We start from the raw sequence: 16963 nt of genomic DNA, 5'->3' as shown, positions 1-16963 counted from the left end.
CAGCCTGTTAATACCAGGAGATCTGATCCGCAGGAGGCTTACGCTCTCTTTACCGTTAACCGGGGGGAAAATGATTGACTCGCACGTACGTTTCGAAGTGATGGGATCCTTAAGAGCGTTGGTCGGCGGACGATTACTGCCGCTCGGACCGCCCCGCCAGCGGGCGGTGCTGGTGGCTCTGCTGCTCGGCGGTCCGCGTCCCGTTCCCGCCGACCGGATCATCGCGATGGTCTGGGGTGACGACGCCTCGGCCCACGCCCTCAATCTCGTGCAGAAGTACATATCGGGCCTTCGGCGCTGCCTGCCGGACTCACTGCCGCTCACCCATTCGGAAGCCGGTTATGTGCTCGGCACGCCCGGCGGGTTCGACTGCGATCTCCTGGAGTTCGAGGAGCTGTTCGCCGCCTCCCGCGCCCTGAGCGAGTCGGGCCGGCCGGCGGATGCCGCCGAAACCCTGGCCAGAGCGATCGCCCTGGCCCGTGGCCCGCTCGCCGAGGGAACCGAGAGCCGCGGTATCGAACTGGAGCGCGATAGATTCCAGGAGCGCTGGTTCTCCGCCCAGGAGGAGCTGTACGCCCTGGAGGTCTCGCTGGGGCAAGGCGAACGCCACCTGCCCGAACTCGTGCGCCTCATCAACGAGCACCCGCTCCGGGAGCGCCTCCACGCCCTGCTGATGCGGACGCTCGCCGACAGCGGCCGCCAGGTCGAGGCACTGGACGCCTACGCGCGGATCCGTGAGCGGCTGGTCGAGGAGTACGGCGTGGAGCCGGGCGCCGAGCTGAGGGACGCGCACCAGTTCGTCCTGAACGCCGTGCTTCCGGTGGAGCGGCCGCCGGAAGCACCCCTCACGCCGCACCAATTACCGAACGCGGTGAGGGACTTCACAGGGCGCGCGGGGGAGGTCGAGCACATCACGAAGCTGCTGCGCTCCGGCAAGATGCCTGTCGTCTGCGTGGAGGGCACCGCGGGGATCGGCAAGACCGCTCTGGCCGTGCACTGCGCCCACCAGGTGGCCGACGACTTCCCCGACGGTCAGCTCTTCATCGATCTGAGAGGGTTCGACCGTCTCGGCGCAGCCGACTCGTCCGAGGTTCTCGGCTCCTTCCTGCGCGCGATGGGGGTGGCGGCCCAGCACGTCCCGACGGACTGCCTCGAACGCGGCGCGCTCTTCCGGTCGGTCCTCGCCGCCCGTCGCACCCTGATCGTCCTGGACAACGCGGCCGACGCCGACCACGTACGGCATCTGCTGCCCAGCGCACCGGGCTGCGCCGTCCTCGTCACCAGCCGCCGTGCCCTGGTCAGCCTGGCCGTGCACGAGGACGCACAACGCATCGTGTTGCCCGTGCTGAGCCCCGAGGAGTCGGCGGAACTGCTGACAAGCGCGCTGGGCGGCCGGCGTCCCACCGGGGAGCCGGACGCCGCGGTCGCCGAGATCTCCCGGCTGTGCGGCCACCTTCCGTTGGCCCTTCGGGTGGTGGCGGCCGGATCCGCGGTCACACCGCACTTCGACCTCAGGTCCGTGGCCAGGGAACTCGCCGCCGCCGGACCGCTTGCCGGAGCCTCCGTGGCGGACGACGAGCGAGCGTCCGTGGGTGCCTCGCTCGATCTGTCCTACCAGCGGCTCGACGACCAGGGGCGGCGCGCCCTGCGACTCCTCGGCCTTCTCCCCGGGCCCGATCTGACCTACGCGGCCGCAGCCGCCCTGACCGGCGCGGACGAGGCCTCCGTCCGCCCCGCCCTCAACGCGCTCACCACGGCGAACCTCCTGGTCCAGCACGCCCCCGGCCGCTTCGGCTTCCCGCACGACCTGCTCCGCGAGTACGCCTGGAAGCGGGCCGGCGACGAGGAGCCGGCCGAGTCCCGGCAGGAAGCGTTGCACCGCCTCATGGGCTGGTACACACAGGTGGCGACCGTGCTCGACCGCCGCGTCGGCCGGATACACGTGGTGGGTCAGGAATCCCGTGCCACCGAGCACGCGCCGGTCTCGGAGGAGGACGCGGAGGCCGAGCTGCGCAATCTCACCGCCGCCGTGGAGCACACCGCGGAGCACGGACCGTACGTCGCCGCCTGGACACTCGCGGGCATGCTGCGCGAGACCTGCAAGCGCCGTTCCCGGGTCCCCGAGTGGCTCACCGTCGCGAGGGCCGGGCTGCGGGCCGCGCAACGCGGGGCGAACCCGCGCGCGGAGACGGAGCTCTCCCTCAGCCTTGTCGACGCCTCTCTCACCGCGGGTCTCGTCGACGCCGCGGAGCAGCACGTCCAGCGCGCCCTGCGGCTCAGCGAGCTCCATGACTGGCCGGATCTGCTGGCCGCCGCCCGCGAGGAGCTGGGGCGGGCCCGCTGGACCACGGGCGCGCTGGATGAGGCGCGCCGACACCTCACGGAATCCATCCGTCTCTACTCGGCGGGCACCGACCATCTGCGGACCGCCCTCGCGTACGGTGCGCTGGCCCGGGTGGAGCTCGACTCGGGGGCGCCGGACATCGCCTACCGCCTCTACTCCCGCTGCCTGCGGCTGGTCCGGTCGCAGGCGCACCGCGGGGCCGAGGCGATGACCCTCGTCGAGCTGGGGCTGGTCCACGAGGCGCTGGGCCACCCGCACACCGCGTCGCTCTCCCTCGAGGCGGGCCTCGCCCTCAGCAGGGACAACCGCGGGCTCCAGCGGCCCGAAGCCCTGTCCCAGGCCTACCTGGGCGCTCTGAAGGCGAAGGCGGGCGACCGCGATGCTGCCCGTTCCCTGTGCCTGGCAGGCATCAGGGTCGCGGAAGAGCTCGGCGACCTCTGGGCCCAGGCGGAGTGCCGCAATGCGGCGGGACGTGCGATGACCGCACTTCTCTGCCCCCGCGAGGCCGCGGAGCACCACCGCGAGGCTCTCCGGATCGCGCGGGGACTTCACTTCCACCGAGCTGAGCAGCATGCCCTGGAGGGCCTTCGCAGCAACCACCCCGAGCCGTGCCGGGCGGGGTGAGGACGGTGCACTGAGAGTGCGGCCCGGGTCTCCGTCACAGGAATGTCCGTGGGCCGGGTGTACGCCTGTCGGTTTCACGTGAAACGAGAGAGGGGCGCCGGAAGACCGTGAGGTCTTCCGGCGCCCCTCTCCCACACGCCGTGTGCTCAGCGGCGGTCGTCGCGGTCGCCTTCCGCCGTGTCCGATCCGGCCTCGTCCTGCTTGGCGCGGACCTCCGGGTCGAGCACGGTCGAGCCGCTGCCGTCGACCGATGTCAGGGGGGCGCGGTCGTCGCCCACCTCGGTGGGGGCGGGCGGCTCGACCAGCCAGTCCGGGTTGGCCTGCTTGTCCCACCACTTCCAGGCGGCGAAGGCCCCTCCGGCCAGGAGGCCCAGGACGAGGAAGCCCTTGGCCGCCCGGCCCGCCTTGGCTCGCCGCTCGTGCTTCCTGACGAGCTTCTGGATCTCCTTGGCGGTCACCTGGCCACGGAGAGCGGCCAGTGCGGCGGTGCTGCGGGCGGTGGCCTCTTCGGCCATGGGGCGACTCGCGGCCACCGCGTACTCGACGCGCGGCACGGTGTAGTCCGCCGCCGTGCGGGCGGCGTTGCGCGTCCGGGCCGCGGCCTTCTGCGCGGCCTCGTCGACCTTGGGGGGCACATGGGTGAGCGCTTGTTCGATACGCGGTGCGAGGTGTGCGCCGTACTGGACGCGGGCCTGCGCGGCTGCCTTCGACACCTTGGGCGCGAGCCGCGCACGAGCTTCGTGCGCGTAGTGCGTGGCCTGTTCCTTGGCCGTGTCGGCGTAAGGCGCCACCACTTCCGCGGCGTGCTGCGCGCTGTCCTTCGCCGAGTAGGTTGCGGCGCGCACGCTGTCGATGCGGGTCACGGGATCCTCCTCATTGGTGGCGGGTAGGTACTCCGCCTATCCACCCAATTCGAAATCATGCCCGCTGACGCCTGGCGCGCCATGCGGGACGGGCATCCGGGTCATGAACGTCATTCTCTGGCAATGCGGTGCAAGGGGAGCGTGTCGCCGACGATGCCACGGTTCGTGTCCGCGCGCTCCGTGTCGTCGGGCACTTGGCCGCATTTGTCCCGCAGGAAGTGTGGGAAAGGTGCAGGAAAGCGAGCAACGAGGTGAGTGCCGCACTTCCCGGTGCTGTGGCCGCGCTGTGGACCGGGTTCCCCGTGCGAGGATCGGTGGTCATCAGCGGAGACTTACGGAAGGCAGACCGTGGCCGAGCAGCTTTACGCCACTTTGAAGACGAGTCTGGGCGACATCGAGATCCGGCTGCTGCCGAACCACGCGCCCAAGACGGTCAAGAACTTCGTCGAGCTCGCCCAGGGTGAGCGCGAGTGGACCAACCCGGAGACCGGCCGGAAGTCCACCGACAAGCTGTACGACGGCACTGTCTTCCACCGCGTCATCGGCGGTTTCATGATCCAGGGCGGTGACCCGCTGGGCAACGGCACGGGCGGCCCCGGCTACGAGTTCGGCGACGAGTTCCACCCCGACCTCGCGTTCGACAAGCCGTACCTGTTGGCGATGGCCAACGCCGGACCGGGCACCAACGGGTCGCAGTTCTTCGTGACCGTGTCGCCCACCGCGTGGCTGACCGGGAAGCACACGATCTTCGGCGAGGTCGCCGACGAGGCGGGCAAGAAGGTCGTGGACGCCATCGCGGCGGCTCCGACCAATCCGCGCACCGACCGCCCGCTCCAGGACGTGGTGATCGAGTCGGTCGTCGTCGAGACCCGGTGATCCGAGGGGTGGCCGGCCTGGCGGGCCGCTGACCCTGCCGACCGCCGCCCTGCGGGAACCAACCGCCCTGCTCATCCGTACTGTTACATAACGGGCGAGCGGGGCGGTCGCATGTGTGCCCCCTGCACGGACGAGGACCGAAGGGGCCGTGACCGATGGACCAGCAGCCGCCGGAAGACCAGGACGGATCCGCGGCCGCGGGCGGTCCCCCCACGTGTTACCGGCATCCGGGCAGGGAGACGGGAATCCGCTGCACGCGGTGCGAGCGGCCGATCTGTACGGACTGCATGATCGAGGCGTCGGTGGGCTTCCACTGCCCGGAGTGTGTCCGTCAAGGATCGGGTACGGGCCACCACCCCGCGGCGAACCGGCCGCGGACGCTCGCGGGCGGGAGCGTGGCCGCCGACCCCAGGCTGGTCACCAAGATCCTGCTCGCCATCAACCTCGCCGTCTTCATCGCGGTCTCGGTCGGCGGCCGTTCGCTGCTCGACGATCTGCTGCTGTTCGGCCGTGCCTATTCGGGCGATCCGTCGGCCGGCATCGAAGGCGTGGCGGAGGGGCAGTGGTACCGGCTGGTGACGTCGATGTTCCTGCACCAGGAGGTGTGGCACATCGCCTTCAACATGCTGGGGCTGTGGTGGCTCGGCGGACCCCTGGAGGCCGCGCTGGGCCGTACCCGGTACCTCGCGCTCTACCTGCTGTCGGGGCTTGCGGGCAGCGCTCTCACCTATGCGGTCGCGGACCCCGGCCAGGGATCGCTCGGCGCCTCAGGGGCGGTCTTCGGACTGCTGGGTGCCACGGCCGTGCTGATGCGCCGGATGAACTACGACATGCGGCCGGTGATCGCGCTCCTCGTGGTGAACCTGATCTTCACCTTCAACCCGTGGGGCGGGATCGCCTGGCAGGCGCACGTCGGTGGTCTGGTCGCCGGGGCGCTGATCGCGATCGCCATGGTCCACGCGCCCCGGGAGCGCCGGAATCTCGTGCAGTACGGCGCCTGCGGGCTGGTCCTCGTGGCGGTCGTGGTGACCGTCCTCGTCAGGACGGCTGTGCTCACCTGAGCGGAATCCGTTGCTCCAGGGGTGCGGTTGTCCACAGAGCGTGCCGGATCTTGTGCATGACGTGGGGAACAGGTGTGCCCCTTGTCGCTGGACCGGGTTTTACCAGTCAGGACAAGGGGCGTACCCTCGCGCGATGCGTAAGTGTGTAGTCACACCGGCGTCAACTTCGAGGGAAGTTATCCACAGATCGTCCGACCTTTTCCCCTACCTGTGGATAACTCTGTGGGTAACTCAGGGCAGAGCTACTTCCACTGCGTGGAGACTCCGAAGCCACCGGCGATGAAGCCGAAGCCCACCACGATGTTCCAGTTGCCGAGAGCGTCGAGCGGCAGGTCGCCCTCGGTGACGTAGAAGACCACGATCCAGGCCAGACCGATCAGGAAGAGCGCCAGCATCACCGGCGCCACCCAACTGCGATTGGTCAGCTTTATGCTCGTCGACTGCTTCGCCGGCGGAGGCGTGAAATCTGCCTTCTTGCGGATACGTGACTTCGGCACGAGGGACTCTCCTGTCGATGCGCTGCGTGACCGCGCAGGGATCTGTGGCTGGCGCCGGGGCGCGAGGGGGAATGCTGCCTCCCCGGGGCGTCCGTTAGCGTAGTGCTTCCGTGGCGCCTAAGGAGATAAGGGTACGTTGAGCAATTCTGCCGACTCTCCTCGACGCCCGGCCGGGCGCATGTCCCGATGGCCGGTCCAAGGCCTCACCGCTGCCGTTTTCGCGCTGGCCGGGCTGATCTTCGTCACCAGCGCCAATACGGCCAAGGGGACCGATATCAGGACCGACTCCTCGCTGCTGAAGCTCTCCGACCTCATTCAGCAGCGCAGCGAGAACAACGCGGAGCTGGACGAATCGACCGCTTCCGTGCGCGCGGACATCGACACCCTCGCCCGGCGTGACGACGGGAGCACCCGCGCCGAGGACGCCGAGCTCGACGCGCTGGAGAAGGCCGCGGGTACCACGGCGGTCACCGGTGAGGCGCTCTCCGTCACGCTGAACGACGCCCCTGCCGACGCCACCGCCAATCCCGGGTACCCCGAGCCGCAACCCAATGACCTGGTGATCCACCAGCAGGACCTGCAGGCCGTCGTCAACGCCCTCTGGGAGGGCGGCGCCCGCGGGATCCAGGTGATGGACCAGAGGCTGATCTCCACCAGCGCGGTGCGCTGCGTCGGCAACACGCTGATCCTGCAGGGCCGGGTCTACTCGCCTCCGTACAAGGTCACCGCCGTCGGTGACACCGGGAAGCTGAAGCAGGCGCTCAACGACTCCACGGCGATCCAGAACTACCAGCTGTACGTGAAGGCGTACGGGCTGGGATGGAAGGTCGAGGAGGACGACAAGCTCACGCTTCCCGGCTATTCGGGCACGGTCGACCTCCACTACGCACAGCCTGTGGAGTAGCCCGCGGGAGGCCTGCGCGGGACTGTGACGCACGTCCGCACGAGCGGCTTTCCACAGCTGACCCACGCCTGTGCCCCGGCCGTTTAGTCTGGTGCCGTACCGAATGGAGGCAACAGCATGTACGGCTGGATCTGGCGGCATCTGCCGGGCAACGCATGGGTGCGGGGCTTCATCTCGCTCGTGCTCGTCCTGGCCGTTGTCTACGCGCTCTTCCAGTACGTCTTCCCCTGGGCGGAGCCTCTGCTCCCGTTCGGTGATGTGACGGTGGACGGCGAAGGCACCAGCGGAGCGGGGTCCGGTCAGTGAGCGCACGCATTCTCGTCGTCGACAACTACGACAGCTTCGTCTTCAACATCGTCCAGTACCTCTACCAGCTCGGCGCCGAGTGCGAAGTGGTGCGCAACGACGAGGTGACCACGGCACACGCCGAGGACGGCTTCGACGGCGTCCTGCTGTCGCCCGGCCCCGGTACACCCGAGCAGGCGGGGGTCTGCATCGAGATGGTCCACCACTGCGCGCGGAGCGGGGTGCCGGTCTTCGGCGTCTGCCTGGGGATGCAGTCGATGGCCGTCGCCTACGGCGGTGTCGTGGACCGTGCGCCGGAGCTGCTGCACGGCAAGACCTCCCCCGTGCTGCACGAGGGCAAGGGCGTGTTCGCCGGGCTGCCGTCCCCGTTCACCGCGACGCGTTACCACTCGCTCGCCGCCGAGCCGGCGACGGTCCCGTCCGTGCTCGAAGTCACCGCACGCACCGCCGACGGCATCATCATGGGGCTGCGCCACCGCGAACAGGCGGTGGAGGGGGTGCAGTTCCACCCCGAATCCGTGCTCACGGAGCACGGTCACCTGATGCTCGCCAACTGGCTGGAGCAGTGTGGTGACGAGGGCGCGGTCGCGAGATCGGCGGGGCTCGCCCCGGTGGTGGGCAAGGCCGCCGCGTGACCGCACTCCGCCCCTCCGCCGGGCAGGAAGGCCCGTACGCGCAGGGTGCGTACGAGCCCGACGGCACGTTCGAGGCGGCGGTGGAGCAGCTCGCAGACCCGCTGAACGACCCGCTTCCGGGGCAACGGCCCGCGGACCCGTCGGCGGGGCAGCACACCTCCCCCTGGTTCCGGGCGGAGGGCCCCCAGGACAGCGGGACGGCCCAGATGCCCCAGACGGCGCCCCAGGGGCCCGCGGAGCCTCCGGGCGAGTGGTACGACCCGGAGGGGTATCAGAGGGACTGGTACGGGCACCAGGGGCCGGAGACAGGTCCTGCCGCACCGACCGTCCAGGGGATCGCGGTGATACCTGGTCAGGGGACGCCGCCCCCGGCCCGGGCAGCAGCTGCCCCGCGCCCCGTGGAAGCTTTCACCGACGTCGGTCCGGACCCTGCGCGGCCCGTCGTCGACGTGGGTCCGGCCCTGCACGACGAGACCATGGCGCTGCGGACCTCCGACACCCGGCGAGCGTCGGAGCCGGCCGGGGCCGACACCTCCGGGTCCGCTCCCGAACCGCCGCCGACAGGTGGCCGTGCCGAGCGCCGCCGGGCGGCCAAGGGGCACGGAAGACGGCGGGGCGAACCCAGGCGCGCCACGGAGGCCGAGGCGGCGGAGCCCGCGGTCCCGATGTCACGACTGGAGGCCCGGCGCGCTGCCCGTGCCGCCAAGGACAGCCCCGCCGTCGTCGCCAGCCGGGTCGTCGGCGAAGTGTTCATCACCTTCGGCGTGCTGATGCTCCTGTTCGTCACGTACCAGCTGTGGTGGACCAACGTCCGCGCCGACCAGATCGCCGGCCGGGAGACGAACAAGATCCAGGACGACTGGGCCAACGGCGAGCGCAGCCCGGGGGTCTTCGAGCCCGGCCAGGGGTTCGCCATCATGCACATCCCGAAGCTGGACGTGGTCGCCCCGATCGCGGAGGGCATCAGCAAGGAGAAGGTCCTCGACCGGGGCATGATCGGTCACTACGCCGAGGGCAAGCTGAAGACCGCGATGCCTTCGGACGAGCAGGGGAACTTCGCGGTGGCCGGCCACCGCAACACCCACGGGGAGCCCTTCCGCTACATCAACAAGCTGAAGCAGGGCGACGCGATCGTGGTCGAGACGCAGGACGCCTACTACACGTACGAGATGACCAACATCCTTCCGCAGACGTCGCCGTCCAATGTGTCCGTGATCGACGAAGTCCCCCAGGGCTCCGGCTTCACCGGGCCGGGCAGGTACATCACGTTGACGACGTGCACCCCGGAATTCACGAGTACGTACCGAATGATCGTGTGGGGCAAGATGGTCGAGGAACGGCCGCGCAGCAAGGGGAAGCCCGACGCGCTCGTCGGCTGACGCGAGCTGGACGACATCACGACAGGGACGGGTGCGGTGGCAGCGAGGACCGAGCACGAAGAGCGCACCGACGAGCCGGCGGCCCCGGTCCTGCGCAGGAGCCGCCACCCCGTCGCGACGGCGGTGAGCCTCTTCGGTGAACTGCTGATCACCGCCGGGCTGGTGCTGGGCCTGTTCGTCGTCTACTCGCTGTGGTGGACCAATGTGCTGGCCGACCGTGAGGCGGACAAGCAGGGCAGCACCGTCCGCGACCGCTGGGCGGGCGGTCCGGGAGCACTGGACACCAGGGACGGCATCGGCTTCCTGCACGTCCCCGCCATGAAGAACGGCGAGGTGCTGGTCAAGAAGGGCACCGACACGGAGACGCTCAACAACGGCCTCGCCGGCTACTACACGGACCCGGTGAAGTCGGCCCTCCCCTCGGACGCGCAGGGCAACTTCGCGCTCGCCGCCCACCGGGACGGGCACGGTGCCAAGTTCCACAACATCGACAAGGTGAAGAAGGGCGACGCGGTCGTCTTCGAGACCAAGGACACCTGGTACGTCTACAAGGTCTTCGCGGAGCTGCCGGAGACGTCGAAGTTCAACGTCGACGCGATCGCCCCGGTGCCCAAGGAGTCGGGCGTGAAGAAGGCCGGCCGCTACATCACGCTGACGACGTGCACCCCGGTCTACACCTCGAAGTACCGCTACATCGTCTGGGGCGAGCTGGTGCGGACCGAGAAGGTGGACAGGGACCGCACGAAGCCGGCGGAGCTGCGGTAGTCACGGACGAACGCACAGGGCCCCGGTCACCATTGAGGTGACCGGGGCCCTGTGCGTGTGCGTACGGCGCTACGCGGGTCAGTCCCTGGAGCCGGACCGGCCGCCGATGATGTCGCCGCCGATCGTGGTGAGGGTGACCGTGGTGCCCTTGGCGACCGGGGTGTTGGGTCCTGGGTCGGCCTGCATCACCATGGCGTTCGGCTTGTCGGACGAGTTGGGCGCGAGCGCGACCACGAGGCCCATTCCTTCGAGCGTTGCCTTCGCCTGCTGGAACCGCTGACCGACGATGTCGGCCGGGATGGTGACCTGCTCGGGCTGCTCGGGCTGAGCCGGGCCCTTGGAGACCTTCAGGACGATCTGGACGTCCTTGGACTGCTCGCTCGGACCCGTGGGGGTCTGCTCGATGACCGTCCCGGCGGCCTCCTCCGAGTCGACATCCTGCTTCGACACGTTGGTGAACCCGAGGCCGTTCAGCTGTGCCACGGCCGCGTCGTAGGAGCGGGTGCGCACGTCGGGCATCGGCACGGTGGCCTCCTTGGCCACGGTGATCGTGACCTCGGTGTCCTTCTCCACCTTCGAACCGCCCTCGGGGTCCTGGGAGATGACCGTGTCCACGGTCTTCTCGGACTCGGCGGTCTTGACGTTCACCGTGAAGCCCTTGTCCTCCAGAGCCTTGCGGGCGCTGTCCTCGGACTTCTCCAGGACGTCCGGGACCTCGATCTTGGGGGCGCCGGTGGAGACGACCACCGTCACGGTCTCGCCCGTCTCCATCTTCTCGCTCGGGGAAGGGGACTGGCTGCAGATCTTGCCCTTCTCCTGGTTCGCGCAGGGTTCCTTGGAACCGACCGCCAGTTTGACCTCGGCGTTGTCCGCGCGCCCCTGAGCCTGTTCCATCGTGGAACCGATCAGGTCCGGAACGTCGACCTTGCCGCCGCTGCCGTCGGTGGAGCTGAAGACCGTACGGCCGATGAGGATCGCTCCGATGAGCACCAGGATGCCGGCGACGATCAGAAGGATCGTGGAGGTGTTGCTCTTCTTCTGGCGCCGGCGGCCCGGGCGGTCGTCGTAGCCGTAGCCGCCGTCGTCCGGATTGACCGGGGGCAGCATGGACGTCGGGGCGCCACCCTGGTCCGCCGCCCGCAGGGCGGTGGTGGGCTGGTCGTTGTTGTAGCCGTCGTACCCGCCGTAGCCCGCCGCTCCCATGGCCGCCGTGGCCGCGACCGGCTGGCCGTCGAGGCAGGCCTCGATGTCGGCCCGCATCTCGTCGGCCGACTGGTAGCGGTAGTCGGGGTCCTTGGTCAGCGCCTTGAGGACGATGGCGTCCATCTCGGGCGTGATCTCGGGGTCGAAGTTGCTCGGAGGCTGCGGCTCCTCACGGACGTGCTGGTACGCGACCGCGACCGGCGAGTCCCCGACGAACGGGGGTCGGACCGCCAGCAGCTCGTAGAGCAGGCAGCCGGTGGAGTACAGGTCGGAGCGTGCGTCGACCTGCTCGCCCTTGGCCTGCTCCGGGGAGAGGTACTGGGCGGTGCCGATGACCGCGGCGGTCTGGGTCATCGTCATTCCGGAGTCGCCCATGGCGCGGGCGATACCGAAGTCCATGACCTTGACCTGGCCGGTGCGCGTCAGCATGACGTTCGCCGGCTTGATGTCGCGGTGGACGATCTGGGCGCGGTGCGAGTACTCCAGGGCCTGGAGGATCCCGACCGTCATCTCGAGGGTCCGCTCCGGCAGCAGCTTGCGGCCGGAGTGCAGGAGCTCTCTGAGCGTCGATCCGTCGACGTACTCCATCACGATGTACGGGATGGAGACGCCGTCGACGTAGTCCTCGCCGGTGTCGTAGACGGCGACGATCGCGGGGTGGTTGAGCGAGGCGGCCGACTGGGCCTCACGGCGGAACCGTGCCTGGAAGGACGGATCGCGGGCGAGGTCGGCCCGCAGCGTCTTCACAGCGACGGTGCGGCCGAGCCGGGTGTCATGCGCGAGGTAGACCTCGGCCATGCCACCACGGCCGAGCACCGAGCCCAGCTCGTACCGGCCGCCGAGGCGACGCGGCTCTTCCATAACTGATCCAGCCCTCTCCGTCAGTCCCGACCGCACCCGTGTGTGGTCCGGCGGTGCGCTGTTCGCGCATACGCTACCGGGCACGCCCGGCGTGATCGGCCCGCACCCGTCAGCTGATATCCGACCGGTATCCCAATGTGCTGGTGTGAACAGAAGTTGTGACGGGTGTCACTACTTCCCGTCGAGTACCGCCTTCATCACGTTCTTGGCGATCGGAGCTGCCAGCCCGCCGCCGGAGATGTCGTCCCGGTTGGCGTTGCCGTCCTCGACCACCACGGCGACGGCGACCGGGGAGCCGCTGTCGGTCTTGGCGTACGAGATGAACCAGGCGTACGGCTTCTCGCTGTTGTTGAGGCCGTGCTGGGCGGTACCCGTCTTGCCACCGACGGTGACGCCGTCGATCTGCGCGTTGGTTCCCGTGCCGTCCTGGACCACGGTCTCCATCATCTGCTGCACCTTCTGGGCGTTCTCCGCCGAGAGCGGCTCGCTGAGCTGCTCCTTCTCGTGCGTGTAGATGACGTCCAGGTTGGGCGCCTGGCGCTGGGCGACCATGTACGGCTGCATGAGCTTGCCGTCGTTGGCGATCGCCGACGCGACCATGGCCATCTGGAGCGGAGTGGCGCGGTTGGAGGCCTGGCCGATGCCCGCCATGGCGTTCTGCGGCGGGTTGTCCTTCGGGTAGACGCTGGCGTCGGCGCGGACCGGTGTGAAGACCTCTTCGTTGAAGCCGAACTTGTCGGCCTGCTCGATCATCTTCGCGTTGCCGAGGTCGTCGCTCATCTTGCCGAAGACGGTGTTGCAGGAGTAGCGCAGCGCCACCCGGAGCGAGGCGTCCTTGCAGGGGATGTTCCCCTCGTTCTGCAGCAGGTTGGTCGACTGAGGGAGCCGCCAGGGCAGCGGGGAGTCCGTCTTGGCGTCGATGTCGGTGTAGAGGCCGTTCTCCAGCGCCGCGGCGGCCGTGACGACCTTGAAAGTCGAGCCGGGCGGGTAGGTCTCCCGCAGGGCCCGGTTCAGCATCGGCTTGTCCTCGTCCTTGAGGAGCTTCTGCCGGGCGTCCGAGTCCTTCATGGAGTTGCCCGCGAAGACCGAGGGGTCGTACGAGGGAGTGCTGGCCAGCGCCAGGACGGCGCCGGTCTGCGGGTCGAGCGCGGCGACGGCGCCCTTCTTGTCGCCCAGTCCCTCGAAGGCGGCCTTCTGGGCGGCGCCGTTGAGGGTGGTGACGATGTTCCCGCCGGTCTTCTTCTCGCCGGTGAACATCGACAGGGTGCGGTCGAAGAACAGGTCGTCACTGTTGCCGGTGAGGATGCCGTCCTCGATGCTCTCCAGCTGCGAGGAGTCGAAGGCCTGCGAGGAGTAGCCGGTTACGGGCGCCCACATGGGGCCGTTCTTCCAGACCCGCTTGTACTTGAAGTCGCTGTCCTTGGTCTCGACGGAGCCCGTGACGGGCTCGCCGTCGACGATGATGTTGCCGCGCTCGTGGGCGTAGCGCTCGATCTGGACGCGGCGGTTGTGCTCGTTCGCGTTGAGTTCGTCGGCACGGACGTACTGGATGTAGTTCGTGCGGATCAGCAGGGCCAGGACGAGGATGCCGCAGAAGATGGCGATCCTGCGGAGCGGCTTGTTCACGGTCGGACCACCTGGGTCATCTCGGCGTCCGGGGACGGTGCGGGGGCCGGGGCCGGGCGTCGGGCCGTGTCGCTGATTCTGATCAGGATCCCGATGAGGGCCCAGTTCGCGATGACGGACGAACCACCGGCCGCGAGGAACGGCATGGTCATACCGGTCAGCGGGATGAGCCCCATGACACCGCCGGCGACGACGAATACCTGGATGGCGAAGGCACCGGAGAGACCGATGGCCAGGAGCTTGCCGAAGGGGTCACGCGCGGCGAGTGCGGTGCGGACGCCGCGTTCGACGATCAGGCCGTACAGGAGGAGGAACGCCATCATCCCGGCGAGCCCGAGCTCCTCGCCGACGGTGGCAAGGATGAAGTCGGTGTTGGCCGCGAAGAGGATGAGGTCGGGATGGCCCTGGCCCAGCCCGGCCCCGAGCGTGCCACCGGATCCGAAGGCCATGAGGACCTGGGCCATCTGCTCACTGGCCTGGTGGGTGCCCCAGCCCGCGAAAGGATCGAGCCATGCCGTCACGCGGTCCTGGACGTGTGGCTCGAACGAGGCGACACCCACCGCACCGGCGGCGGACATCGCCAGGCCGAACACGATCCAGCTGGTGCGCTCGGTGGCCACGTACAACATGACGACGAACATGCCGAAGAACAGCAGAGAGGTGCCGAGGTCCGTCTCGAAGACCAGGATGAGGATCGACATCGCCCAGATCATGAGGATCGGTCCGAGGTCGCGGCCACGAGGGAGGTACATGCCCATGAAGCGGCGGCTGGCGAGCGCCAGAGCGTCGCGCTTGACCATCAGGTAGCCGGAGAAGAACACCGCGATGATGATCTTCGCGAACTCTCCTGGCTGGAGCGACCCGACACCGGGGATGGTGATCCAGATCTTCGCGCCGAACTGGGACGGAAAAAACATGGGGAGGATCAGCAGGACCAGAGCCACCACCATGGAGATGTAGGTGTAACGCTGGAGGATGCGGTGGTCCTTGAGCAGGAGAAGAACCCCGACGAAGAGCGCCACACCTACTGCGGAAAAGATCAACTGTTTCGAAGCGGCCGGGGCGAAACTGGGCAGCCGGAGCAGCCGTTCGGACTGGTCCAGGCGCCAGATGAGAGCCAGACCCAGCCCGTTCAGCAGCGTCGCCAGCGGCAGCAGCAGCGGGTCCGCGTACGGGGCGAATCTGCGGACGGCGAGGTGGGCCACGCCGCCGAGCAGGGCGAGGCCCAGCCCGTACCCGAGCATGCCGGCGGGCAGTTCACCGTGGAGGGCGAGGCCCACGTTGGCGTACGCGAACACCGAGATCAGGACGGCGAAGGCGACCAGCGCCAGCTCGGTGTTACGGCGGCTCGGCGCGTCGATCGCGCCGATGGTGGTCGTGTTGGTGACAACGCTCATGTGCTGAAGGCCCCCTACGGCTTACTGCTTACCGCACTGCAGGGCCAGCTTCTTCTCTTCCTCCGAGAGGCTGGGGCCGGGAGTGGGAGTCGCGGTCTTGGTCCCCTTGGCGGGAGACATGGCTGACGTGCTGTCGGCGGCGTTGCCGGTCTCGCCCTTGTCCTTGGCGGCATTGGTGTCCGCCTCGGCCGCGCGGCGCTGCGCGTCCTTCTTGCAGGCGGAGGCCTGTGCGTCGAGCTCGCTGAGCTTCTTGCGGGCCTCGGTGAGGTTGCCCTGGGAGATCGTCGCCTCGACCCGCTTGCGCCAGTACGGCGGGAGGTACTTGAGTTCGATCTTGGTGTCCTCCTCGACCTTCGAGAGGGACACCCAGGCGAGATCCTGGCTGATGCCACGGAACAGCGCGACGTTGTCGTCCTTCACGCCCACGTAGAACTGCGTCTGGGTCCAGCGGTATCCGCCGTAGACGCCACCGCCGATGACGGCCAGCGCGAGCACGATGTAGAACGACCGCTTCAGCCACCTGCGACGGCCGCGGGGCTTGACGAAGTCGTCGTCGGTGTACGAGTCGAAGGCGCCGTCCGGGCCGGAGCCGTAACCCACGTCGTCGCCGCTGCCAGGGGGACCGAAGCCCCCGGACGGCGGCGGCACGGGGCGGCCGAGGCCGGCCGCGCGGCCCGCCGGCGTCTCCATCGCGCGGCCGTCGTTCGCCTGGGCGGCCTGGTTCTCGGCGACGGCGCCGACGATGACCGGGGTGTCGTTGAGCTGCCCGGCCAGGGTGTCGTTGCTTTCGACGTCCAGGACGTCGGCGACGATGCAGGTGATGTTGTCGGGACCACCGCCGCGCAGGGCGAGCTGGATGAGGTCCTGGATGGTCTCCTGAGGGCCCTGATAGCTGGCCAGGGTCTCTTCCATCGTCTGGTGGGAGACGACGCCGGAGAGCCCGTCCGAGCAGATCAGATAGCGGTCACCGGCGCGGACCTCCCGGACGGAGAGATCGGGCTCCACATGGTCGCCGCTGCCCAGCGCCCGCATCAGCAGGGAGCGCTGCGGGTGGGTGGTGGCCTCTTCCTCGGTGATCCTGCCCTCGTCGACGAGGCGCTGGACCCAGGTGTGGTCCTGGGTGATCTGCGTCAGGACGCCGTCACGCAGGAGGTAGGCGCGGGAGTCACCGACGTGGACGAGGCCAAGACGCTGACCGGTCCAGAGCAGGGCCGTGAGCGTCGTGCCCATGCCCTCCAGCTGGGGGTCCTCCTCGACCATGACGCGCAGTTGGTCGTTGGCCCGCTGGACCGCCGTGCCGAGCGAGGTGAGGATGTCGGAGCCCGGGACGTCGTCGTCGAGCTGCACGAGCGTGGAGATCACCTCGGAGCTGGCGACCTCTCCGGCCGCCTGGCCGCCCATGCCGTCGGCGATGGCGAGAAGACGGGGGCCGGCGTAGCCGGAGTCCTCGTTGCCTTCCCGGATCATGCCCTTGTGCGATCCGGCGGCGAAGCGCAGGGACAAGCTCATGCGCACCTCGCCCGTCGGTTCGGGGTACAGCCGGTCTCGAGCCACACTGCCCACCCTCCGGTCGGGAGCCGGGCCGGGTCCGTAGTCAGGACCGCGGCGGCTCGCTCGCTCCG

General features: G+C 69.0%; 14 protein-coding genes. 8 read left to right on the top strand and 6 right to left on the bottom strand.

The annotated features are described in order from the left end of the window. The first annotated feature begins 172 nt into the window (after positions 1-172). Positions 173-2968, top strand: a complete 2796-nt coding sequence (locus OG379_RS19575) for a BTAD domain-containing putative transcriptional regulator (RefSeq protein WP_405664481.1) — start codon at positions 173-175, stop codon at positions 2966-2968. A gap of 146 nt (positions 2969-3114) precedes the next feature. Here OG379_RS19575 and OG379_RS19570 read toward each other — a convergent pair whose 3' ends face one another. After that, complete coding sequence (locus tag OG379_RS19570) at positions 3115-3831, bottom strand: DUF5324 family protein (protein ID WP_393756488.1); 717 nt, start codon at positions 3829-3831, stop codon at positions 3115-3117. Positions 3832-4179: 348 nt separating this feature from the next. Here OG379_RS19570 and OG379_RS19565 point away from each other — a divergent pair, with 348 nt between their 5' ends. Further along, on the top strand, positions 4180-4707 hold the full coding sequence (locus tag OG379_RS19565; protein WP_393756486.1) for a peptidylprolyl isomerase: 528 nt from the start codon (positions 4180-4182) through the stop codon (positions 4705-4707). Positions 4708-4862: 155 nt separating this feature from the next. Further along, positions 4863-5768, top strand: a complete 906-nt coding sequence (locus OG379_RS19560; protein WP_405664479.1) for a rhomboid family intramembrane serine protease — start codon at positions 4863-4865, stop codon at positions 5766-5768. A gap of 242 nt (positions 5769-6010) precedes the next feature. Here the strand turns inward: OG379_RS19560 and crgA are convergent, their stop codons facing one another. After that, positions 6011-6265 (bottom strand): cell division protein CrgA, encoded by a 255-nt coding sequence (gene crgA / locus OG379_RS19555; RefSeq protein ID WP_393756482.1) that lies wholly within the window; start codon positions 6263-6265, stop codon positions 6011-6013. 178 nt (positions 6266-6443) lie between these two features. On the opposite strand from crgA, the gene OG379_RS19550 reads away from it, so the two are divergent. From OG379_RS19550 to OG379_RS19530, 5 genes are all read left to right on the top strand, one after another. Beyond that, complete coding sequence (locus tag OG379_RS19550; RefSeq protein WP_405668580.1) at positions 6444-7169, top strand: DUF881 domain-containing protein; 726 nt, start codon at positions 6444-6446, stop codon at positions 7167-7169. A 117-nt stretch (positions 7170-7286) separates the two neighbouring features. Beyond that, on the top strand, positions 7287-7475 hold the full coding sequence (locus OG379_RS19545; protein WP_099173291.1) for a hypothetical protein: 189 nt from the start codon (positions 7287-7289) through the stop codon (positions 7473-7475). After that, a complete protein-coding gene (locus OG379_RS19540) occupies positions 7472-8110 on the top strand; it encodes an aminodeoxychorismate/anthranilate synthase component II (protein WP_393756480.1) in 639 nt (212 codons plus the stop codon). The genes OG379_RS19545 and OG379_RS19540 overlap by 4 nt, the downstream gene beginning before the upstream one ends. Then, complete coding sequence (locus OG379_RS19535) at positions 8107-9489, top strand: class E sortase (protein ID WP_405664476.1); 1383 nt, start codon at positions 8107-8109, stop codon at positions 9487-9489. The genes OG379_RS19540 and OG379_RS19535 overlap by 4 nt, the downstream gene beginning before the upstream one ends. 36 nt (positions 9490-9525) lie before the next feature. After that, positions 9526-10254: a class E sortase gene (locus tag OG379_RS19530; protein ID WP_405664474.1), complete on the top strand. Its 729-nt coding sequence runs from the start codon at positions 9526-9528 to the stop codon at positions 10252-10254. 78 nt (positions 10255-10332) lie between these two features. Here the strand turns inward: OG379_RS19530 and pknB are convergent, their stop codons facing one another. From pknB to OG379_RS19510, 4 genes are all read right to left on the bottom strand, one after another. Next, positions 10333-12318 (bottom strand): Stk1 family PASTA domain-containing Ser/Thr kinase, encoded by a 1986-nt coding sequence (pknB, locus tag OG379_RS19525; protein WP_405664472.1) that lies wholly within the window; start codon positions 12316-12318, stop codon positions 10333-10335. Positions 12319-12489: 171 nt separating this feature from the next. Continuing rightward, positions 12490-13944, bottom strand: a complete 1455-nt coding sequence (locus OG379_RS19520) for a peptidoglycan D,D-transpeptidase FtsI family protein (protein WP_405664470.1) — start codon at positions 13942-13944, stop codon at positions 12490-12492. Continuing rightward, a complete protein-coding gene (locus tag OG379_RS19515) occupies positions 13941-15341 on the bottom strand; it encodes an FtsW/RodA/SpoVE family cell cycle protein (protein WP_405664468.1) in 1401 nt (466 codons plus the stop codon). Before OG379_RS19515 ends, OG379_RS19520 begins: the two co-directional genes overlap by 4 nt. Positions 15342-15362: 21 nt before the next feature. Continuing rightward, a complete protein-coding gene (locus tag OG379_RS19510; protein ID WP_405664466.1) occupies positions 15363-16850 on the bottom strand; it encodes a Stp1/IreP family PP2C-type Ser/Thr phosphatase in 1488 nt (495 codons plus the stop codon). Positions 16851-16963: the final 113 nt, after the last annotated feature.

It is taken from the genome of Streptomyces sp. NBC_01166, from assembly GCF_045039765.1.
Taxonomy (GTDB): Bacteria; Actinomycetota; Actinomycetes; order Streptomycetales; family Streptomycetaceae; genus Streptomyces.
The sequence above is the reverse complement of the archived record's forward strand: the minus strand, read 5'-3'. Positions and strand labels throughout refer to the sequence as shown.